Origin of the sequence: Streptomyces sp. NBC_00249 (assembly GCF_026342355.1) — a bacterium.
Taxonomy (GTDB): Bacteria; Actinomycetota; Actinomycetes; order Streptomycetales; family Streptomycetaceae; genus Streptomyces.
Map to the genome: position 1 here is coordinate 64,882 of NZ_JAPEMV010000003.1, position 20,656 is coordinate 85,537.

The following is a 20,656-nucleotide window of genomic DNA, read 5'->3' on the forward strand; positions in this document are numbered from 1 at the left end:
GGTGGAGGGGGAGGGGCCTCAGGCGAGCAGCTTCTGCTTCGCCTGCTGGAACTCGGCCTCGCTGAGGTCGCCCTTGGCCTTGAGCTCGGAGAGCCGGGCCAGTTCGTCCGCGGTGCTCTTGCCGGAGCTCCCGGCGGCGTCGCGGACGTAGGAGTTGAAGGCCTCCTGCTGTTCCTGTGCGTGCTTGATCTCCCGCTTGCCCATGTTCTTGCCGCGGGCGATCACGTAGACCAGGACGCCCAGGAAGGGGATCAGCAGCAGGAACAGCAGCCAGGCGGCCTTCAGCCAGCCGTTCATCTCGTGGTCGCGGAAGAGGTCGATGATGATCCTGAAGAGCAGGAACAGCCACATGACCCAGAGGAAGATCCACATCACGGTCCAGAACGCGCCCAGCACCGGGTAGTCGTAGGCCAGATAGACAGATCCGTCCACGGCCGTCCTCCTTCGTTCGCGCGGCCGTCGCGCCGTCGTGCGCGGCGGCCGACGTGATCACCATCGCAGCGGTCTTTCAAGATCGCCACTGGACCGGACGGACGCACGCAAGACCGGCAGAAGCGTAGAAAATGGACGATCATGCGGGAATGAGGCGTATCAACGCGAAACGCGTGCTGGTCGGTGAGCCCCTCGACACCGCGCGCCTGGGCGAGACCCTGCTGCCCAAACGGCTGGCGCTCCCCATTTTCTGCAGCGACCCGCTCTCCTCCGTCGCCTACGCCACCGAGGAGATCCTGCTCATCCTCGCCCTCGGCGGCGTCGCCCTGCTCCACCTGACCTGGTACGCCGCCGCCGCGATCGTCTTCCTCCTGGTGGTGGTCATCGCCTCCTACCGCCAGACCTGCCACGCCTACCCCGGCGGCGGAGGCGCGTACATCGTCAGCGCCGAGAACCTCGGCCCCACCGCGGCCCTCACCGCCGCCAGCGCCCTGCTCGTCGACTACGTGATGACCGTCGCCGTGTCCGTGGTCTCCGGGGTCGCCGCCATCACCTCGGCCATCCCCTCCCTCAGCGACCACCAGGTCGGCCTGTCCGTCGCCTTCGTGGTCCTGCTGACCCTGATGAACCTGCGCGGCGTACGGGAGTCGGGCCGCGTCTTCGCCATCCCCACCTACGGCTTCGTCCTCGTCATCTACGTCATGTTCGCCGTCGCCGCCGTCCGCCTCGCGACCGGCGACACCATCCGCGCCGAGTCCGCCCACCTGCCGATCACCGCGGCCGGCACCTACACCGGCATCGCCCTCGTCTTCCTCGCCCTGCGCGCCTTCGCCTCCGGCTGCACCGCCCTGACCGGCGTCGAGGCCATCAGCAACGGCGTGCCCGCCTTCCGGAAGCCCAAGGCCAGGAACGCCGCGACCACCCTCGCCGCGATGGGCGTGCTGTCCGTGACCATGTTCGTCGGCATCACCGCCCTCGCCATGACCTACAAGGTGCACGTCGCCGCCGACCCCACCGAACTGGGCCTGGCCCCCGGCACCCCGATGTCCACCGCCCTCGCCCAGATCGGCCGGGCCACCTTCGGGAGCTGGCACTTCCTCTTCTACCTGCTCCAGGCCGTCACCGCCGGGGTGCTGATCCTCGCCGCGAACACCGCCTTCAACGGCTTCCCCATGCTCGCCTCGATCCTCGCCAAGGACCGGTACGCGCCCCGCCAGCTCTTCAACCGGGGCGACCGGCTCGTCTACTCCAACGGCGTCGTCCTGCTCGCCCTCGCCGCCATCGCCCTGATCGTCGCCTTCGACGCCGAACTGACCCGCCTCATCCAGCTCTACATCATCGGCGTCTTCGTCTCCTTCACCCTCTCCCAGGCGGGCATGGTCCGGCACTGGCGGCGCGCCCTCGCCTCACCCGCCACCCCCAGGGCCGAACGCGTCCACATCCACCGCCGGCTCGCCATCAACGCGGTCGGCGCCTGCATGACCGCCGTCGTGCTGGTCATCGTCCTCCTCACCAAGTTCACGCACGGCGCCTGGCTGGTCGTCATCGCCATGCCCGCCCTCTTCCTCGGCATGAAGGGCGTCCGCCGCCACTACGACGCCGTCGCCCGGCAGGTCGCCGTCGCCCCCGGCATCCGCCCGCGCAAGCCGGCCCGCCACCACGTCGTCGTCCTGGTCGCCAACGTGCACGCCCCCACCCTCAAGGCCCTCGGCTACGCCCAGGCCCTGCGGCCCGACACCCTCACCGCGCTCTCCGTCGCCGCCGACGAGGAGGACGCCCAGCGGCTGCGCGACGCCTGGGCGGAGCACGACCCGGGTATCCCCCTCAAGGTGCTGCACTCGCCCTACCGGGAGGTGGTCGGACCGGTCATGGCCTACCTGGAGGAGGAGGCCGCCGCCGAGGGCACGGACATGCTGTCGGTGGTCATCCCCGAGTACGTGGTCGGGCACTGGTGGGAACAGCCCCTGCACAACCAGAACGCGCTACGGCTCAAGGCGCGGCTGCTGTTCACCCCGGGGATCGCGGTGATCGACGTCCCGTACCTGCTGGAGTCGGCGCGGCAGGGGGAGCCGGCGGAGCCTGCGGGGACGGCGGAGTAGGGCGCTGGGCCACCGCCGCGTGGGCCAGCGCCAGCTCCACCACGTGCGCCGGGTCCGCCAGTGAGCGCCCCGTCAGCTGCTCCAGACGGCGCAGCCGGTTGGACACGGTGTTGCGGTGGCAGTACAGCCGCTGCGCGGCGTACGTGGTCGAGCCCCGGCACGCCAGCCAGGTGCCCAGCGTCGTCAGCAGGACCCGGCCGTCCTGCGGGGGCAGCGCCAGCACCGGGCCCAGCACCACCAGGCGCAGCCGGGCGGCGAGTTCGGGGTCGGAAGCCACCAGCGCCGCCGGGAGCCGCTCGTCCAGCAGCGCGGCACCGGGGCCCCCGGCGGGGGTGGTGCGCAGGGCCAGGGCCGCGAGCCGGCGGGCCCCGCCCAGCTCGGCCGGATCCGCGACGACCGGGCTGATCCCGGCGCGCACCGCGAGGGGGGCGAGCAGCTCGCGCAGCGACTCCAGCGGATGGTGGCCCAGTTCGGCCAGGACGCTCTCCCCGTCGGCCCGGACCCGCCACAGCAGCCGCGGGGCGCCGGGCCCGCTCTCCGGCCCGCTCTCCGGCCCGCTCTCCGGCCCGCTCTCCGGCCCGGCCTGCGGCCCGCCGCCGGGCCCGCCGTCCGGGCTGCCGGGTCTGTCGGAGCCGCCGTCCGGGCGGGAGCCGAGCACCGCCACCGCGAACCGGCCCCGCTCCGGCAGCCCCAGCCGGGCCGCCGCCTCCGCGGCCGGACCCGACCCGTCGAGCAGGGTGTCCAGCAGGGCCGCCCGCAGCTCCCGCTCACGGTCCTCGCGTACGGCGCCGGTCCGCCCGTACGCCTCGGCGGCGGCGTCCGCCATCCGGTCCAGTACGTCCCACAGGGCGACCGCCCCCGGCAGCAGCCCCGGCAGCCGCTCCCGGTCGTACGCGGCCACCGCCTCGGTCAGGCTCTGCCACAGCAGCCGCCCGCCGTGCCGGTAGGCCCGCCGCAGGGGCTCGATCGGCAGTCCCCGTTCGGCGCGCAGGGCGCCGGCGGCGCGGGCCTCGGACAGCTCCGGCGCCAGCCCCCGGGAGCTGAGGACCAGCCCTTCGACGGCCTGGCGCAGGGTGCGGTGGATCCGCTCGCGCAGCTCGGCCCGCCCGAGCAGGGCGGCGTAGGCGGGATCCTCGGTCAGCGTCCGGTCGGTGAGCCGGTCCGCCGCGACGGCGATCCGGCGGTTCAGGTCCTCGCGTATCTCCTCGATGATCCGCTCCATGACGGGCAGGGTGACACGGGGGAGGGGCCGCTGGGGAGGGCCCGGAGCGCGAAGGTCCGTTAGCGTGTGCTGAGTACTGTAGGTGCAGTACTTACGTAGGCCCCCGCACCATGAACCCAGGGATCCGCCCATGCGCCAGAATCCGGAACGCCGCGCCGCGCTGCTCGACGCAGCCATCGAAGTCCTGGCGCGCGAAGGCTCACGGGGCCTGACCCTGCGCGCCGTGGACGCGGAGGCCTCCGTCCCGACGGGTACCACCTCCAACTACTTCGCCAACCGCGGCCAACTGCTCGTCCAGATACTCCACCGCACCCGCGAACGCCTCACCCCGGACCCGGCCGAACTCGAGGGCCCGCTCGACACCGCCGTCCTGCTGCGCCGTCTCCTGGCCCGGCTCCGGCGCGAGCGCAGCGTGCACGTCGCCATGCTGGAGCTGCGCCTGGAGGCCACCCGCAGGCCCGAACTCCAGGTCGAACTGGCGGGGTTCCTCGGCGCCGAACTGGAGCAGAACATCGCCGGTCACCTGGCGGCGGGCCTGCCGGGGGACCGGGCGGGCGTCCTGCTCGTCTACTTCGCCATGCAGGGCCTCTACCTGGACGACCTCACCCTCCCGTCCCTGCTGGCCCCCCACCCGGTGGACGACCTCATCGGCGTGATGGCCGACCGCCTCCTCCCCGCGGGAGGTCGGCAGGCCGCCCCGCCCGGTCAGCCCGCGTAGTCGCTGATCACCATGCGCGCCAGGGCCGCCCGGGCCGGAGCCAGCTCGGCGGCCAGCAGGGCCGCGCGGGAGTCGTCGTAGGAGACCAGAGCCGGCCCGGCCGCGGCGGCGGCCGCGTGGCGGCGACGCAGGTGGGTCGGGGGGTGGGTGCTGTCCACGCAGTGCCCGCGCAGTGCGGAGACCCGCCGCAGCCGCTCGAACTCCCGCTCCGGAAAGTCCCCGATGCGCTCGGCCAGCCGCTCCCACAGCCCCTCCTCGGCCGCCAGACGGGCTTCGCGCCCGTCCCGGCCGCCGCGCATCCGCGCCGCCACCGCCTGCCGACGCAGCTCGGCGTCGACCGACTCGGTCACCAGCAGCCGGTCCATCAGCCCGACCGCCCCCTGCGTGGACCCCGCCCGCGCGGCGCTCGCGTCGGCCAGGTACTCGGCCCGCAGCGAGGCCCGCAGGGTCAGCCGGTCCAGCAGCAGGATCAGCCCGTACACGCCCCACCGCGGCAGGAAGGTCGCCGCGTTGACGAACCGGTCCAGCAGCTTCACCGCCGGGGTCGGCGCGAGCGTGTAGTGCCACACGGACAGCGCGTTCAGCGCCCAGGCCGTGATCCACGCGCGCCGGACGTCGCCGTGGGAGAAGTGCCCCAGCTCGTGCCCGAGCAGCGCCACGCGCTCCTGGGGCCGCAGGATCTCCCAGAGCCCGAGCCCGAGGAACATCACCCGGCGCCCGCGCGGACCGTACGTGGTCACCGAGGCGTTGGCCTCGGCGTCCACCACCACGGCGTGCACCCCGTGCGTTCCGACCGCCGCCCCGACCTCGTCGATCAGTGCGAACAGCGCCGGCGCGTCGGCCCGGTACAGGACGAGGGCGTCCTTCGGCAGGCGCCCCGGCCGGGGCCGCAGGACCGCGGCGATCGCCAGCAGCAGGACGCCGACGACGGGCTGCACCCCGGTGTCCCATCCGAGCACCACCAGCAGTACGCCGCCCACCACCAGCAACACCGTCACCGAGTGCACCAGCAGCGCGATTCCGAGAGCCAGCAGGGTCGAGACGTCCCGCGCGGGCGGGGCGCTCCCGGCGGTCTGTTCCAGCCCGGCCACCAGCTGCTCCCCGAACCCCTGCGCGAGCCGCCGCCGGGCGGCCGCGATCCGGCCGCGCCGCGGGTCCGGTGCGCCGGGGTCCACGTTCCAGTCGCAGGCCGCGCACCAGTCGACGTACCGCTCGCACACCGGCACCGTGCTCCCGCACTGCGGGCACGGCCGGGTCGTCTTCGCGTTCACCGCCGCGTCGGTGGTCTCCATTGCTCCCCCTCCTCGCCACGGCCCACTCGGGCGCGCGGCCCCGGAAGGATAGACGGGCCCCCGGAGCAGGGGCCGGGCGGGGTTCCGGCCGGTCAGGGAGGGCGGTGGCCGGGGTGGGCGGCGTTGGCGAGGGGCTTCGGATGCCGGGGGCCGGGCGTGAGTTGATCTTATGCTCAGGTTTACGCGAGCCTGCTGGTTTTGCGGCGAGTCAGGGACTTACATGGGTTTGCCAGGCCTCGAACCGGAGCAGGGGGACTCATCATGGACACCGACCACAGTCAGAAGGACAGCACGGCCGCACCCACGCTCATCGGTTCCGTCCAACGCGCCCTGCGGCTGGTCGAGGCGATGCACGCCGAGGGCGGCGCGACGGCGAAACGGCTCTCCCGGCTGACGGGCATCCCGCTGCCGACCGTCTACCACCTGCTGCGCACCCTGAGCCACGAGGGCTACGTGCGGCGCGAGGGCGGGGCGTTCCGGCTCGCGGGCGGTCTTCCGCTCGCTTCCTGAACACGCTGTCGACCGGCGTTCGGCCCGATCGGTGCCGGTGATCAACAAGAGTGATCACAAACGAACGGGTTCTGGCCAAGCTGTCACGTGCTACCGCGCATGTTCCAGCGGAAAATGCCAGAACGCCTTTTCGTAGTGTGGAAGTTGAGTAAGTTCCCTCCTGTCGCGCCGTACGACCGTGCACTCAGCACGTCCGGCCGGGAGGGGAGCCCGCGTGCCCGGGATCGACGAATGCCTGCTCGAAGCCATGGCCCTGCCTGGTGCGAGGGGGGCCGCGCTGGTCGACTGGAGCAGCGGACTGGCCCTCGGCACCGCAGGGGACTCGCCCGTGGGCGACCACGAGACCACCGCCGCCGAGACCGCCGAACTGGCCCGGGCCGCAGCGGAGTACGAGTCCTTCGCCCCGGCCCCCGGCGAGCCCGGCTCCGCCGACGGACCCGCGGCCGCCGGCCCGCCCGTCGAGGACCTGATCGTCACCACGCGCACCGGCTACCACGTCCTGCGCTTCGTCGAGACGAGCTTCGACAGCAGCGTCTTCCTGCACCTGTGGCTGGACCGGACCGACGGCAACCTCGCCCTCGCCCGCCTCAGACTCCGCGCACTGGCCGAAGGGCTGGTGCTCAGATGACCGCCGCGGCTCCCCCGGCCACCGCGGCCGCCGCCGTCTCACCCCTGCTCACCCGGCTCGCCGCCGAACGCGCCACCGGCGCCCTGCTCCGCGACCGGGGCACCCTCTTCCTGGAGGACGGCAGGATCGTGCACGCCGAGAGCCCCTCCACCCCGGGCCTGGACGTGCTGCTCACCACGGGCGGCGGTCTCGCCCCCGAACGCTGGAACGAGGCCGTCAACCAGGCCGGGGCCCGCCGCCAGGTCGCCCGCTTCCTCGTGGACAGCGGCGGCCTCGCGGGCGGCGAGCTGGAGATCTGCCATCTCGCCGCGATCTTCGACGCCGCCTTCTTCGCGCTCTCCCCGGGCAGCGGCCCCTCCCGGTTCCGCCGGGGCGCCACCCACTGGATCGGCTCCGTCCGCTCGGTCCCGGCGGCCGCCGTCGAGCGCGAGACCCGCCGGCGGCGGGAGCTGCTGGACGCCGTCTGGCCGTACCCGCTGCTGGACACCTCTCCGGTCGTGCCCCGCCCGGCCGCACCCGGGCAGACGGTCACCGCCCGGCAGCGGCTCCTGCTCGCCCAGGCCGACGGGATACGCACCCCCGCCGACCTGGCGTGGGTCCTGGGGCGCCCGGCCTTCCACACCCTGCTCGACGTACGAAGACTCGCGGCGGCCGGGCTGGTCGAGACACCCCGTACTCCGGCGGTGCCCCTTCCCGCCGAGCCCGCCGCACCCCTGCCCGACTGGATGACCCAGGCCCAACCCCCGGACGTGGCACTGCTCCGCCGGTTACGCGACGCACTGGAGGCAAGCCTGTGAGGCTCCCGCTGCGACCGGCCCTGTTCGCCGACCGTTCCGAGCGGAGGCAGCCCGAAGGGAGAAAGGCCGACATGAGCACGGCGATGGTGCCCGCCGAGGCCGAAGCCGAGATACTCGCCGAGCTCCGGCGGCTGCGGGCCCGTGTTCCCCAGCTCACCGGCGCCCTCGCCGCGAGCGCCGACGGCCTGGTGCTCGCCCAGGACAGCGCCGCCACCGAGGCCGAGACCGTGGCCGCCCTGACCGCCGCCGCACTCGGTGTGGCACAGCGGCTCAGCGACAGCACCGGGCAGGGCGGCTTCCGCGAGCTGCTGGTCCGTGGTGAGCACGGGTACGTCGCCACGTACGCGGCGGGCGAAGCGGCCGTCCTCACCCTCATCGCGGAGCCCCGCGTCAATGTCGGCCGGCTCCACCTGGAGGCCCGCCGCTCCAGCCTGCGCATCTCCGAGCTGATACAGCACAGCCTCGGCCGCCGGGGCCCGCAGGAGCCCGCCGCGGAGCGGGCCGCGCCGTGACCCGGCCGCCCGCCCAGGCCGCCGGCCTTCCCCCGTAGACCTTCCTTCGACAGCTCTTCCCGCAACGCAAACGAAAGCAAATCAGCCCGTCAAGCGATACGACAGCGGCGGGCGACACCGGACAGAAGAAAGAGGAACCCTCATGGCCAACGTGGAGACCGCACTCAAGGAAGCCCACACCACCATCGACGGCGCGCTCGGCGCGGCCCTCGTCGACTACGGCAGTGGCATGGCCCTCGGCACCGTCGGCGGCGGCAAGGACCTCGACCTCGGGGTGGCCGCGGCGGGCAACACCGACGTGGTGCGGGCCAAGGTCCGCACCATGGAGATGCTCGGCATGAAGGACGAGATCGAGGACATCCTGATCACGCTCGGCAACCAGTACCACCTGATCAGGCTGATGAAGGGCCGCGGGACCGGCGGCTTCTTCCTCTATCTCGCCCTCGACCGCGGCCGGGCCAACCTGGCGATGGCGCGGCACCAGCTGAAGAAGATCGAGGGCGAGCTGGAGATCTGACGGCGGCCCGGAAGGGGCCGCGACGGCGCGGTGGCGGGCGGTTGAATTCTTTGCCGTCCGCCCCGGCGGGCCCGGGCGGTATGTCCCGGAAACGGCGGACTTTATCATCCTGTTACAGAGTAAGATGCTGTAATCAGCTGATCATCAAGTCATCGACAGAGCAAAACGCTGGAGAACCCGCCACCCATGCCCCCGCGCCTGAGCATCGTCGTACCTGTCTACAACGTCGAGCTCTACCTCGACGAGTGCCTGGAGTCCATCGCAGCGCAGACGTTCGACGACTTCGAGGTGGTGATCGTCGACGACGGGTCCACCGACACCAGCGCCGCGATCGCGCAGGCCTTCGCGGAGCGTGACAAACGCTTCCGGGTGGTCCTCCAGAAGAACGCCGGCCTCGGTGCCGCGCGGAACGTCGGCTTCCGTCACGCGTCCGAGGGCAGCGAGTACATCGCCTTCGTCGACAGCGACGACACCATGCCGCCGCACGCCTACCAGCGCCTGATCGGCGCCCTCGACGAGACCGGCTCGGACTTCGCGGCCGGCAACGTACGACGCTTCCGCTCCGTCGGCATGCAGCAGTCCTGGGGCCATCGCATCGCATTCGCGAAGACCCAGCTGAAGACCCACATCTCCAAGTTCCCGGCGCTGGTCACCGACCGCACCGCGTGGAACAAGGTCTACCGGCGCGGTTTCTGGGAGGAGCACAACTTCCAGTACCCGGAGGGCATCCTCTACGAGGACGCCCCCGTCTCCATCCCCGCCCACTACTTCGCCAAGAGCGTCGACGTGATCGGCGACGTGGTCTACCACTGGCGCGTCCGCGAGACCGGTGAGCGCTCCATCACCCAGCGCTCCACCGACCCGGTCTCCGTCATCGACCGCGTCACCTCCGTCCGCCTGGTCCGCGAGGCCCTGCTCGGCAAGCCGGGCGAGAAGTACGCCCGCTACCTGCGCGACTACGACCGCAACGTACTGAACGAGGAGCTCCCGCTCATCTACAAGTACGTCGCCGAGGGCGGCGCCGACTTCCGGGCCGCCTTCGTCAAGGAGGTCGGCGGCCTGGTCCGGGAGATCGGCACCGAGCCCTGGACCGACCTGACGGTCGCCGACCGGCTCAAGGCGTACCTGGCCCGCGAGGGCCGCGTCGAGGAGTTCATCGCCCTCCTGAAGCACCAGCGGGACTTCACCTACAGCGTGCCGGTCAAGGGCCTGGCCCGCCCGCAGGCCGACTACCCCTTCCTCAAGGCACCCGTCCCCGCCAAGCTGCTGACCCTCGGCCCGCGCGAGCGCCGCGTGGTGAGCCGGCTGGAGCAGGCCGCCTGGAGCGACGGCAAGCTGCTGCTGCGCGGCTACGCCCTGCCCGGCCACATGGGCGCCGAGAGCCGCCTCGGCTCCCGCAAGATGCTGATCTTCCGTGAGAACGGCAAGCGCCGCCGCACCGTCGTCAGCACCCGCACGGTCGCCTCCCCGATGGCCACCGTGCACGCCCCGCACCTGGCCCTGAGGCACGCCGACTGGGCCGGTTTCACCGCCGTCGTCGACCCCACCGTCTTCCAGTCGGGCGGCAAGTGGCGCGAGGGCATATGGTCCACCTCCATCGCGGTCACCGGCGCCGGAGGCCTGCACCGGGCCCGTCTCAAGGGCGGCGAGCACGACAGCGCCCTGACCCCGCCCGCCTACTGGGCCACCCCCGACGTACGCATCCTGCCGACCGTCTCCGGCGCCCTGACCGTCCAGGTCGAGATCGTCCGCGCCCGGGTCCTGGACGTCCGGCCCGCCGGCGGGGACGCCCTCGAACTGACGGGCGAACTGGCCGCCGAGGTCGGCCGGGACGCCACCCTGCGCGCCGCCCACGCCGCCACCGGCACCGTCCTGACCTTCCCGCTGGACACCGCCGCCGGCTCCGGCTCCGGCGGCCGGATCCCGTTCAAGGCGGCCGTCCCGCTGGCCGCGCTGGGAGCCGTACCGGACTCCGAGCAGCAGCCCGGGGAGTGGACCCCCGAGCCCTGGAACCTGTCCGTGGTCCGCGCCGACGGCACCCGCCACCCCCTCGCGCACGACGAGCGCGGCGGCTTCAACGGCCTCGTCGCGCCGATCCCCGGCGACCACGCCGGCCGTACCGTCTTCGCCAAGCGCGGGATGAGCGGCCACCTGATCCTCTCCGTCCAGGTCCCGCCGCCGCTCGTCGACACGGTCACCGCCCAGGACGGCACGCTGACCCTGCGCGGCACCCTGCGGCTGCCCGCCTCCGAGGCGGACCGGGCCTACGAGCTGGTCCTGCACAACCAGTACGGGACGGAGTTCAGCTACCCCCTCACCCGTGACGGCGACCGCTTCGAAGCCAGCTTCGAGCCCGTCCTCCCCGAGCCCTACGCCGGGCGCACCAGCCTCCCGCAGGGCCGCTGGTGGCCCACGGTCCGCCCGGCGGACCAGGGCGGCAGGACCGCCGGACGGCTCGGCGTCGACCGCGGCGCACCCGTCCAGCTCGTACCGCCGGTCCTCTCCTCCGGACCGCACGCCCTCACCGTCCTGGGCCGCCGCATGCGCGTCGAGGCCCGCCTGCACGACCGCATGGCGCTGGTCTGCGACCCGCTGCTCAGCCCGCACGACCGCTCCCGCTACGCCCAGCGCGTCGCCCGCGACGTGACCTACCCGGCCCAGCGCGCGCTGCCGGTCAAGGACATCGCCGTCTACGACACCTTCAAGGGCAACGGCGCCGGGGACTCCCCCCGCGCCGTCCACGAGGAGCTGCTGCGCCGGGGCGAGGAGCTGGAGCACATCTGGCTGGTCCGCGACGGCCGCGCCGAGGTCCCGCCGACCGCGCGCGCCGTCCAGTACGGCAGCCTGGAGGCCTGGGACGTGCTGGCCCGCGCCCGTTTCTACGTCACCAACGACAGCGTGCCGCTCACCTTCCGCCGCCGCCCCGGCCAGACCGTCGTACAGACCTGGCACGGGACCCCGCTCAAGCAGATCGGCTACGACTTCACCCACGACTACTACACCAGCCCCGAGGTGCTGGAGGGCCTGGAGCACGACAGCGCCCAGTGGTCGCTGCTCGCCTCCCCGAGCTCGTACGCCACCCCCGTCCTCCAGCGAGCCCTCGGCTACCGGGGCGAGGTCGTCGAGTCCGGCAGCCCGCGCGCCGACGCCCTCCTGCGGCCCGACGCCGCCCGCGTCGCCGAGGTCCGGCGCCGGCTCGGCCTGCCCGAGGGCAAGAAGGTGGTCCTCTACCTGCCGACCTGGCGCGAGAACCGCCTCGGCTGGACCGGCGGCTACAAGCTCGACCTGCGCATCGACCTGGACGCGGCCCGCCGCGAGCTGGGCGAGGACCACGTCCTGCTGGTGCGCGGCCACCACAAGGTGGGGGAGCAGGTCCGCGAGGGCGTCCGCGACGGCTTCGTGGTGGACGTGTCCCGCTGGCCCGACACCACCGACCTGCTGCTCGTCGCCGACGTGCTGATCTCGGACTACTCCTCCGCGATCTTCGACTTCGCGCTGACCGACCGGCCGATCCTGCTGTTCACGTACGACCTGGAGCACTACCGCGACACCCTGCGCGGCTTCACCTTCGACCTGGAGGCGAAGGCCCCCGGCCCGCTGCTGAAGGACTCGGCGAGCCTGGTCGAGGCCGTCCGCGACGCCGACGCGGTCGGCGCCGCGCACGCGGCGGCGCGGGCCGCCTTCCGCGAGGAGTTCTGCGACCTGGACGACGGCCGGGCCGCCGAGCGGGTCGTGGACCGCATGCTCGCGATGTAGCCCGGACGGGTGAACGTACGGGCAGGTCCCGCGCCCACCGATGAGTTTCGGGCGCGGGAGCTGTCTGTAGGAGGAGAGGGACGGCGCAGGGCCGTCCCGGATCCCGCCCGGAGGCAGCCATGCCCAGCAAAGGTTTCACCACGTGCCTGTGGTTCGACGGCGAGGCGGAAGCCGCCGCCGACTTCTACCTGTCCGTCTTCAAGGACGGCAAGCGCGGCCGGACCGGCCGGTACACCGATGCGGGCCCCGGGCCCGCCGGTTCGGTGATGGTCGTCGAGTTCGAGGTCAACGGCCAGAAGTTCATCGCCCTCAACGGCGGCCCGGAGTTCAAGTTCAACGAGGCCGTCTCCTTCCAGGTCCACTGCGCCGACCAGGCCGAGGTGGACCACTACTGGAGCGCGCTCACCCGAGACGGCGGGCAGGAGGTCGCCTGCGGCTGGCTCAAGGACAGGTTCGGCGTCTCCTGGCAGGTCGTCCCCACCGAGGCCATCGACCTGATCAGTGACCCCGACCCGGGGCGTGCGGCCCGCGCCACGGCCGCGATGCTCCAGATGAAGAAGCTCGACGCCGCCGAGATGCGCCGGGCCGCCGACGCGGCCTGAACGGCAGGATCCGGAAGGGACGACAGGGCCTAGGCGAGGCCTAGGCGGAGACGCGCGCCAGCAGGGCCGGGAGCGCCGTGCCGATCGGCTCGCGGATGACCTCGTCGGCCAGGGAGTCGTACGGGGTCTCCTCCGCGTTCACGATGATCAGCCGGGCCCCGGCCTCGGCCGCCATCCCCGCCAGCGAGGCGGCGGGCTGGACCTGGAGCGTGCTGCCGACCGCGATGAACACCTGGCACCCCTTGGCCACGGCCATGGCCTGCCCCAGCACCTGGGGGTCGAGCCGTTCGCCGAACATCACCGTGGCCGTCTTCAGGATCCCGCCGCAGGCCAGACAGGCCGGGTCGGGCTCGCCGGCGGCCACCCGGGCCAGCGCCTCCTGGGTTTGCGACCGGGCGTGGCAGCCGGTGCACACCACCGACCGGGCCGTCCCGTGCAGCTCGAACACCTTCCGCGCGGGCATCCCGGCGAGCTGGTGCAGCCCGTCGACGTTCTGCGTGATCACCCGTACCGGGGTGCCGCCGCGCTCCAGCTCGGCCACCGCCAGGTGCGCGGCGTTGGGCTGCGGCGCACGGGACCAGACCTCGGCGCGCATCAGCCAGGACCGGCGGCGGATCTCGGGATCGGCCATGTAGTACTCGTACGTCACGAGCTTCTCGGCGCCGGGCTCCCGGCGCCACAGGCCCTGCGGCCCGCGATAGTCCGGAATCCCGGAATCCGTGGACATTCCGGCCCCACTGAACACTGCGACAAGCGGCTTCCCCATACGTCGACCCTACGCAGCCGCCCGCCCGGCCCGCGACTGTGTTTCGGCGGGACCGCAGGCGCGGCCGGGGCCGGTCGGCGCAGGCGGAGGGTCGTTTCTGCGGTGAATCTCCACCCCCACCGGAGTGAGCCCGCGCCGCGCCCCCCACGGTCGGGGCGGTGCGGGCCGCTACAAACCGGACATGAAGCTCATGCCGTACCGCCCTGGCGCCCTCCTGCTCGCCCTGTCCGCCCTCGCCGCGCTGGCCGTCTCCTCGGGCCCGGCGGCCGCCGACGCCGATCCGGAGCCCCGCCACCGCCCCCACTTCCGGCACACCGCCGCGGAGATCAGCCGGTTCCTCGCCGATTTCTACGGGGAGCACGGCCCGACGAACACGGACCGCCGCCTGCGGATCTCACAGCAGCTCAAGGACAAACAGAGCAGCATGCCGGGCGCCGACGTCCTGCTCTGCGCCCAGAACACCCCCCAGAGCGGCTTCCAGGACGCCTTCCAGGGCGCCCCCCGGACCATCTCCGTCGGTCCCGCCACGATCGCCCAGTCGGCGAGGGTCGGCTGGGCCACCGTCACCACCTCGTGGGAGTCCGGTGCCACCGACACCTTCACCGCCTACGTCCGCCTCGACTCCCGGCCGATCCAGCTCGACGACGTGATCTGCGCGGGCTGATCCGCAGGCCTGATCCCGCCCGTCCGCCAAGGCTGCTGACGGATGATCAGGACAGGTTCTGGTACAACTCCCGGCATGACCGGATTCGAGATCGCCGGCGCGAGCGCCGCCGACATGGAACTGCTGCGCGCCTGGGCCGACGGGGAAGGCTGGAACCCGGGGAACACCGACCGCTTCGCCTTCGCGGTCGCCGACCCGGAGGGCTTCCTCGTCGGCCGCTGCGACGGGGAGCCGGTGGCCTGCATCTCCGCCGTGCGCTACGGGGCCGGCTTCGGGTTCGTCGGCTTCTACATCGCCCGCCCCGACGTACGCGGCCAGGGCTACGGGATCCGGCTCTGGCGGGCCGGGATGGAGCGGCTCGGCGGGCGGCTCGTGGGCCTGGACGGGGTGGTCGAGCAGCAGGACAACTACCGCCGCTCCGGCTTCCGTCCGGCCTGGAACAACGTACGCCACGAAGGGGTCCCGCAGGGCGACCCCGACGGCGCCGTGGAGATCGTGGACGCGTCCTCGCTGCCCTTCGCCCAACTCGCCGCCTACGACCGCCGGTTCTTCCCCGAGAGCCGGGACGCCTTCCTCTGCGCCTGGACGGCCCTGCCCGGCAGGACCGCCCTCGCCGCCGTCCGGGAGGGCCGGATCGAGGGCCTCGGCGTCGTCCGGCCGTCCAGCGGCGCCGCCCGCGTCGGGCCGCTCTACGCCGCCACCCCGGAGGTGGCCGCCGCCCTGCTGCTGCGGCTCGCCGGGCACGCCCCCGGCGGGGAGGTCACGGTCGACGTGCCCGACGCGAACCCGGCCGCGGCCGCTCTGCTGGCCGGCCTCGGGCTGGCCCCGGTGTTCGAGACCGCCCGGATGTACACGGGCCCCGCGCCGGAACTGGATCTGGCCGGTATGTACGGGGTCACCAGCCTCGAACTGGGCTGACGGGGCCGGGTGGCGGTCGCACGGCGCCACCCGGCCCCGGGCCGCGGGGAGGGCGGCCTCAGATGCCGAACAGCACGCCGTTGCTGCTGCGCAGCCCGCACGGGTTGCCGAAGGTGTACGCCCAGTTCAGCCGGCGGCCCTGCCAGACCCCGTCGGCGGTGACGGTGACCGGGTTCCACTCCCGGGTGCAGGCGGCGTCCTGGCGGGGCGCGGCGAGCGGGTCCAGGGAGGGACCGTGCGTGCGTAGTTCGGCGCAGGCGGCGGCGGGGTCGGGGTGCGTGCCGCCCGGGCGGGGTGCGCAGACCAGCGTCACCGCGCGCAGTACCGTTCCTCCGGCGGCGTCCTCACCGGCCGTCACACTGACCACGAGCGCGGACGGCGCGTACAGGCTCTGCGTACCGGTCGGGGCCGCGTCGGCCGCCCCGGTGCCGGCCAGTGCGGTGAGGGCGGTGAGCGCCATGGCTCCGGAAGCCAGTCCCAGGCTCCTGGTGATGGACCGCATTTCGAACACTCCTCGGCTCGGTGTTTCGGATAACGGACGGGAGTCTTGCCCATCCGCCGCGAGAACGCCCGTTCGTACCGCTGTTTCGCGTCACCGACCGTGAGCGAATGACCGCAGACCGCAGCCGTCGTCGGGCTGTGACCTGTGGGGGAGCGGCCCGCCGATTAGGCCGAACACACCCCCCGCAACCCTTTGGTGTGGGGCTGGAGGGGCCTGAGGGGTGGCGCGCCGCCCGGTGCCCCGCCTCAGTGGCGAGGTGCGGCACCGGACGGCGCGGGAGGGACGGTCTAGACGGTCTCCGCCGTGGCTCGCGGCTCGCGCCACATCGCCCACAGGGTCGGACCGCCGCCGGGGAGGTGCAGTTCGCCCCGCACGGTGAAGCCGAAGTGCTCGTAGAAGGGCAGGTTGGACGGCTTGGAGGACTCCAGGTAGGCCGGCATGCCCGCCGCGTCGGCCTGGGCCAGCCCGGAGCGGAGCAGCGCGGCCCCGTGCCCCTGGCCCTGCGCGGCCGGGTCGGCGCCGATCAGCGCGAGGAACCAGTGCGGCTCCTGGGGCGTGTGCTGGGAGGCCATCTCGACGGCCTCCCCGAACAGCGGGGCCCGGTCGCCGAGGATGCTCTGCAGCTCCGCGATGGTCTCCGCGTCGGGGACGGCCTTCGCCTGCGCCTGCGGGGGCACCCAGAAGGCGGCGGCCGCCTCGGTGCGCTCGCACACCGCGTGGTGGACGTACTGCCGGGTGAAGATCGTGGTGAAGTAGCGGTCCAGCCCGGCCTCGCGCGAGGCGTCGTCGGGGAAGAACCAGCGCATCATCGGGTCGTCGCCGAAGGCGCGGGCCAGGGTGGGGCCCACCAGCCGGGCGTCGTCGAGCGTTGCCGTTTTCGGTGTATTCGTCATCGACATGCGGCCCATTCTGCACCCCGATGATCTTGGACGGCGGGGCGGGGTCCCCCCGCCGGGCGCTCAGCGGGTGGCGCCCGTGCGGGGGGCGTAGAGGTCCAGGAGGCGCGTGCGGGTCTGGTGGAGGCGGACCGCCAGCACCCGGCCCACCCAGTGCCCGACGGCCGAGCCGAAGGCCGGATCGGCGTCCATCAGCAGCCGCACGGTCGTCCCGTCGAACTCGTAGGCCCGTACGGGGGTCATCGCCTCGGCGCTCAGCTGCCACACGTACGGCGGGAACAGCCACGACCAGCCCACCAGCTCACCGGGGCCGAGGCTCTCCACCGGCGCGGCCCGGTGTCCGGGCATCGGGATCTCCAGGGTCACCGTGCCCGACCGCACGATCCAGAAGGTGTCCGCCCGGCCGCCTTCGTCGAAGATCCGCGCGCTCTCGTCGAAATTGACCTCGCGGGCGTGTTCCATCAGCCGCCGACGGTGCTCGGCGGAGAGCACGGCGGCGATGCGGATAGGGGACGGTGTGCTCACGACGGCCTCCGATCAAGACCCCCCGCAACCTGCTGCTCCCCCCAGTGTCGCCGACCGGAGCCCGGATGCGGGCAAGCCGGCGACCTGGCACGCATACGGTCGGCCGCGCGCCCGCCGCGGCGCCGGTCGTCCCGGAGAGTCACCCCGTCCCCGGCGGAAGAAACCCTTCCGCCGGGGCCCGGCCGCTACTCCTCGGCATTGGCCTCCAGGCAGGCCAGCTCCATCGCGTCGAGCACCGCCTCGTGACTGCGCCGGCTCAGCTCCGCCACGTTCTCGATCTGCGCCGTCGCCCAGGCGGCCAGGGTCATCACCAGCACCCGCAGCCCGTCCGTACCGTGATCGGCGAGGATCGCGTCCGCGACGAGCATCGCGTCCTCGGGCACCTGCTCCGGCGGCTCCAGCCCGGCCAGCCCGCGCAGCATCGCCAGGGTGCGGCGGGAGATCTCCGGGGTCATCCTCGCCAGCCGCATGTCTTCTTCTTCGTCCATCAGCCCCACCCTCCGGATGCGTGCCCAACCCGTAACGGGCACCGTAGAGCGGCCCGGCGCCGCGCGGGGCGGTTTTGGCCGGGCCACCGGGTGTGGAGGAGTGGCGCGGGCCCGCCGGTGTTGACGTACGGGGTTCCCCCGGACCGTTGTCGGCCGTTCCCTTCCCTCCGATGCGACCGACCGGTAACTTGACCGCCGCAGCCGCCCGGAACGGAGCGGCCGACGGGGCCGGAGCGGGCGGGAGCGAGATGAAGAACGTCGTACGGGTACTGCTGAGCGTGCTGCTGGTGCTGGCGGGCGCGACCCTGCCCGCAGCGGCCGCTCCCGCCGCCGCTCCCGCCGCCGGTCCGGCACCCGGACCGGCACCCGCGGCGGGGGTCCCGGCCGCGGAGGCCTGGACACCCCCGCTGTCCACCCGGGGCCGCTACATCGTCGACGCCCAGGGCAACCGCTTCCGCCTGCGCTCCGGCAACTGGGACGGCGCGCAGGGCTCCTGGAACGGCTCCGGCGACCGCACCGACCCCGCCACCCACCACAGCGGCCAGGACTCCCACGGCATACCCATCGGCCTCGACCGGGTCCCGCTGCCCACGCTCCTCGCCGACTTCCGCGCCCTCGGGCTCAACAGCATCCGGCTGCCCTTCTCCAACGAGATGCTCCGCACCACGACCCCCGTCCCCGACGCCGCCGTCGCCGCCAACCCGGCGCTGCGCGGCCGCACCCCGCTCCAGGTCTACGACGCCGTCGTCGCCGCCCTCACCGACGCCGGCTTCGCGGTCGTCCTCAACAACCACACCGTCACCACCCGTTGGTGCTGCGGCCTCGACGGCAACGAGCGGTGGAACAGCGGCGGCCGCTCCACCGCCCAGTGGGCCGACGACTGGGTCTTCCTCGCCCGCCGCTACCGCGACAACCCGCGCGTGGTCGGCGCGGACCTGTACAACGAGGTCCGCCGCGACCTGTGGGACGACCCCAACTGGGGCCTCGGCGACGGCCACGACTGGCAGGCCGCCGCCCAGGAGGCGGCCGACCGGATCCTCACCGAGGCCAACCCCGACCTCCTGATCGTCGTCGAGGGCATCAACTGGACGGGCATCCCGGCCGACGGCCTCCCGCACGGCCGCCCCGCCCTCACCCCCGTCCGCACCCTGTCCCACACCCTCGTCGTCTCCGGCAAGCTGGTCTACTCCGCGCACTTCTACGGGTACACGGGCCCCCACCACAGCGGCGCGACCGGCCTCGGCGAGACCCACGACCCCCGCTACCAGGACATGACCCCCGCACAGCTCGAACAGGCCCTGTACGACCAGGCCTTCTTCGTCTCCGCCGAGACCGGCGCCCACTTCACCGCCCCCGTCTGGATCAGCGAGTTCGGCATCGGGGCGGACGAGACCGGCGCCGCCCCCCGCACCTGGTTCGGCAACCTCACCGCCCGCCTGGCCGCATCCGACGCCGACTTCGCCTACTGGCCGCTCGTCGGCTGGAGCACCACCGCGCAGGGCGCCCCCGGCGGCGACAGCTGGGCCATGCTCCGCTACGACGCCACCGGCCGCCGCTCCGGCGTCCTCGACCCCGCCGACTGGCGCACCAGCCCCTGGACCGCCCTCACCACGGCCCCGGCCCGCACCGGAGCCGTCCCCGCCACCCCGGCCTGGTACCAGCTCAGCACCGACCACCGGGACCACGTCGCCTCGCTGCGCACCCGGGCCGCCGGGGACTGGGACAGCGGCGCCCGCAAGGCCGCCTGCCCCGACGGCGCCCGGCTGGCGGGCCTCGCCCACACCGGCGGCCGGGGCCTGTGCTCCACCTCGGACCTGCGCGCCCAGGCCGGGGGCCACACCGTGGTCCGCGACGAGTCGTACGTCCCGCCGGGCGGTGACTGGGCCACCGGCTACACCAAACTCCAGTGCCCGGCGGGCCAGTTCCTCATCGGGTACAGCCTGCGCGGCGAGCGCCTCTCGGCCGCCCTGTGCGCCCCGGCCCGTACGGCCCTCCCGGCGGCCGGCGGCCGCACCGTCTGGTTCGACCGCTCCGACAACCGCCCGGCGGGCACCCCGGGCGGCGACTTCGCCTCCGGCCACTACAAGGGCCAGTGCATGCCCACCGAGTACGCGGCGGGCATCGCCCACACCACCCGCGCCGGCTCCCGCCCGGGCCCGGCGTCCCTCCTCTGCCGCCCGCTGACCTAGTGCTGTGACCGGAAAGGTTCACCGTGTCGCGGCGCCCGGCACGGCACCTCGCCGCGTTGTCGGGCCACCCGAGTACGTCCAGTACGAGCGGCGGCCCTCCGCCTTGCGAGGCTTCCCCTCGGCCCTGCGGGCCTGGGGAGACCCCATGCACCGGACACCGCGACCCGGCAAACCTTTCCGGCCACAGCACTAGGTCATCCGCCCAGCAGCCGGAGGACCTCCGTCAGCGCGGTGGTTCCCTCCGCGTCGGGGCCGTCGACCGGCGCCCCGGAGCGCAGCGCCGCCGTCAGGCGGGCGGTGTCGCCCCGTCCGGCCGCGCCGACGAGCTGCCGGGCCAGCCGCTTGTGGGTGCGGTGGTTCACGCCCGGCCGGCCAGTGCGGGCAGGCCGGGGCCCGCCACCTGGGCAAACCCGCCACCCGGCAGCTCCGCAGCGCCCTCACCCGGCTCCGGGAGATCACCGACCCCTACCAGTGACCCCCCGGGCCGCGCGGATCCGTTCGGCATCCGACAGGTCAAACCCGGTGCCGGGGCGGCCGATCGGTCCTAGGGTGCGCCCGTACGTACGACCGCCCACCCGTCCCCGGGCGCCCGGCCGTACGTCCGTGCACCGCGCATCCCGCGC

General features: G+C 73.5%; 20 protein-coding genes and 1 pseudogene. 12 read left to right on the forward strand and 9 right to left on the reverse strand.

Translation table 11 applies throughout. The annotated features are described in order from the left end of the window. Nucleotides 1–18: 18 nt before the first annotated feature. The gene (locus tag OOK31_RS14605; protein WP_267012940.1) at nucleotides 19–432 is read right to left on the reverse strand and encodes an SHOCT domain-containing protein; all 414 of its coding nucleotides are present in this window, start codon (nucleotides 430–432) and stop codon (nucleotides 19–21) included. Between the two features lie 149 nt (nucleotides 433–581). Here OOK31_RS14605 and OOK31_RS14610 point away from each other — a divergent pair, with 149 nt between their 5' ends. Further along, nucleotides 582–2,531: an APC family permease gene (locus tag OOK31_RS14610; RefSeq protein ID WP_267012941.1), complete on the forward strand. Its 1,950-nt coding sequence runs from the start codon at nucleotides 582–584 to the stop codon at nucleotides 2,529–2,531. Here the strand turns inward: OOK31_RS14610 and OOK31_RS14615 are convergent. Continuing rightward, a complete protein-coding gene (locus OOK31_RS14615) occupies nucleotides 2,440–3,753 on the reverse strand; it encodes a CdaR family transcriptional regulator (RefSeq protein WP_267012942.1) in 1,314 nt (437 codons plus the stop codon). The two genes, OOK31_RS14610 and OOK31_RS14615, sit on opposite strands and share 92 nt — an antisense overlap. Nucleotides 3,754–3,883: 130 nt before the next feature. Between OOK31_RS14615 and OOK31_RS14620 the strand changes: the two genes are divergently transcribed. After that, nucleotides 3,884–4,471, forward strand: coding sequence for a TetR/AcrR family transcriptional regulator (locus OOK31_RS14620; RefSeq protein WP_267012943.1), 588 nt, complete (start codon nucleotides 3,884–3,886; stop codon nucleotides 4,469–4,471). Here OOK31_RS14620 and OOK31_RS14625 read toward each other — a convergent pair. Next, nucleotides 4,459–5,763 carry a M48 family metallopeptidase gene (locus OOK31_RS14625; RefSeq protein WP_267012944.1) on the reverse strand — a complete coding sequence of 435 codons (1,305 nt, stop codon included), beginning with the start codon at nucleotides 5,761–5,763 and terminating at the stop codon, nucleotides 4,459–4,461. The two genes, OOK31_RS14620 and OOK31_RS14625, sit on opposite strands and share 13 nt — an antisense overlap. A gap of 261 nt (nucleotides 5,764–6,024) precedes the next feature. Between OOK31_RS14625 and OOK31_RS14630 the strand changes: the two are divergent. The 7 genes and pseudogenes from OOK31_RS14630 to OOK31_RS14660 all read left to right on the forward strand — a co-directional run. Beyond that, nucleotides 6,025–6,240, forward strand: a pseudogene (locus OOK31_RS14630) (helix-turn-helix domain-containing protein); the annotation flags it as partial. A gap of 247 nt (nucleotides 6,241–6,487) precedes the next feature. Then, nucleotides 6,488–6,901, forward strand: coding sequence for a hypothetical protein (locus OOK31_RS14635; protein ID WP_267012945.1), 414 nt, complete (start codon nucleotides 6,488–6,490; stop codon nucleotides 6,899–6,901). Then, nucleotides 6,898–7,698 (forward strand): transcriptional regulator, encoded by an 801-nt coding sequence (locus OOK31_RS14640; RefSeq protein ID WP_267012946.1) that lies wholly within the window; start codon nucleotides 6,898–6,900, stop codon nucleotides 7,696–7,698. Before OOK31_RS14635 ends, OOK31_RS14640 begins: the two co-directional genes overlap by 4 nt. A gap of 83 nt (nucleotides 7,699–7,781) precedes the next feature. Next, complete coding sequence (locus OOK31_RS14645) at nucleotides 7,782–8,210, forward strand: roadblock/LC7 domain-containing protein (protein WP_267088282.1); 429 nt, start codon at nucleotides 7,782–7,784, stop codon at nucleotides 8,208–8,210. Between the two features lie 142 nt (nucleotides 8,211–8,352). Then, on the forward strand, nucleotides 8,353–8,727 hold the full coding sequence (locus tag OOK31_RS14650; RefSeq protein WP_267012947.1) for a hypothetical protein: 375 nt from the start codon (nucleotides 8,353–8,355) through the stop codon (nucleotides 8,725–8,727). A 186-nt stretch (nucleotides 8,728–8,913) separates the two neighbouring features. Beyond that, on the forward strand, nucleotides 8,914–12,483 hold the full coding sequence (locus OOK31_RS14655) for a bifunctional glycosyltransferase family 2 protein/CDP-glycerol:glycerophosphate glycerophosphotransferase (RefSeq protein ID WP_267012948.1): 3,570 nt from the start codon (nucleotides 8,914–8,916) through the stop codon (nucleotides 12,481–12,483). A gap of 119 nt (nucleotides 12,484–12,602) precedes the next feature. After that, nucleotides 12,603–13,085 carry a VOC family protein gene (locus tag OOK31_RS14660; RefSeq protein WP_267012949.1) on the forward strand — a complete coding sequence of 161 codons (483 nt, stop codon included), beginning with the start codon at nucleotides 12,603–12,605 and terminating at the stop codon, nucleotides 13,083–13,085. A 40-nt stretch (nucleotides 13,086–13,125) separates the two neighbouring features. Here the strand turns inward: OOK31_RS14660 and OOK31_RS14665 are convergent, their stop codons facing one another. Then, nucleotides 13,126–13,851: a Sir2 family NAD-dependent protein deacetylase gene (locus OOK31_RS14665; protein WP_267012950.1), complete on the reverse strand. Its 726-nt coding sequence runs from the start codon at nucleotides 13,849–13,851 to the stop codon at nucleotides 13,126–13,128. 181 nt (nucleotides 13,852–14,032) lie between these two features. Here OOK31_RS14665 and OOK31_RS14670 point away from each other — a divergent pair, with 181 nt between their 5' ends. Both OOK31_RS14670 and OOK31_RS14675 read left to right on the forward strand, forming a co-directional pair. After that, entirely contained in the window at nucleotides 14,033–14,515 is a 483-nt protein-coding gene (locus OOK31_RS14670; protein ID WP_267012951.1) for a hypothetical protein, read from the forward strand. A gap of 75 nt (nucleotides 14,516–14,590) precedes the next feature. Next, on the forward strand, nucleotides 14,591–15,433 hold the full coding sequence (locus OOK31_RS14675; protein WP_267012952.1) for a GNAT family N-acetyltransferase: 843 nt from the start codon (nucleotides 14,591–14,593) through the stop codon (nucleotides 15,431–15,433). A 58-nt stretch (nucleotides 15,434–15,491) separates the two neighbouring features. On the opposite strand, the gene OOK31_RS14680 is transcribed toward OOK31_RS14675, so the two are convergent. From OOK31_RS14680 to OOK31_RS14695, 4 genes are all read right to left on the reverse strand, one after another. Further along, complete coding sequence (locus OOK31_RS14680; protein WP_267012953.1) at nucleotides 15,492–15,935, reverse strand: SSI family serine proteinase inhibitor; 444 nt, start codon at nucleotides 15,933–15,935, stop codon at nucleotides 15,492–15,494. Between the two features lie 287 nt (nucleotides 15,936–16,222). After that, nucleotides 16,223–16,843, reverse strand: a complete 621-nt coding sequence (locus OOK31_RS14685; protein ID WP_267012954.1) for a GNAT family N-acetyltransferase — start codon at nucleotides 16,841–16,843, stop codon at nucleotides 16,223–16,225. Nucleotides 16,844–16,894: 51 nt separating this feature from the next. Beyond that, nucleotides 16,895–17,356 (reverse strand): Crp/Fnr family transcriptional regulator, encoded by a 462-nt coding sequence (locus tag OOK31_RS14690; RefSeq protein ID WP_267012955.1) that lies wholly within the window; start codon nucleotides 17,354–17,356, stop codon nucleotides 16,895–16,897. A 185-nt stretch (nucleotides 17,357–17,541) separates the two neighbouring features. After that, nucleotides 17,542–17,844, reverse strand: a complete 303-nt coding sequence (locus OOK31_RS14695) for a hypothetical protein (RefSeq protein ID WP_267012956.1) — start codon at nucleotides 17,842–17,844, stop codon at nucleotides 17,542–17,544. 248 nt (nucleotides 17,845–18,092) lie between these two features. On the opposite strand from OOK31_RS14695, the gene OOK31_RS14700 reads away from it, so the two are divergent. Continuing rightward, nucleotides 18,093–20,033, forward strand: coding sequence for a glycoside hydrolase family 5 protein (locus tag OOK31_RS14700; protein WP_267088283.1), 1,941 nt, complete (start codon nucleotides 18,093–18,095; stop codon nucleotides 20,031–20,033). Between the two features lie 194 nt (nucleotides 20,034–20,227). Here the strand turns inward: OOK31_RS14700 and OOK31_RS14705 are convergent, their stop codons facing one another. Next, nucleotides 20,228–20,395 carry a hypothetical protein gene (locus OOK31_RS14705; protein ID WP_267012957.1) on the reverse strand — a complete coding sequence of 56 codons (168 nt, stop codon included), beginning with the start codon at nucleotides 20,393–20,395 and terminating at the stop codon, nucleotides 20,228–20,230. Nucleotides 20,396–20,656: the final 261 nt, after the last annotated feature.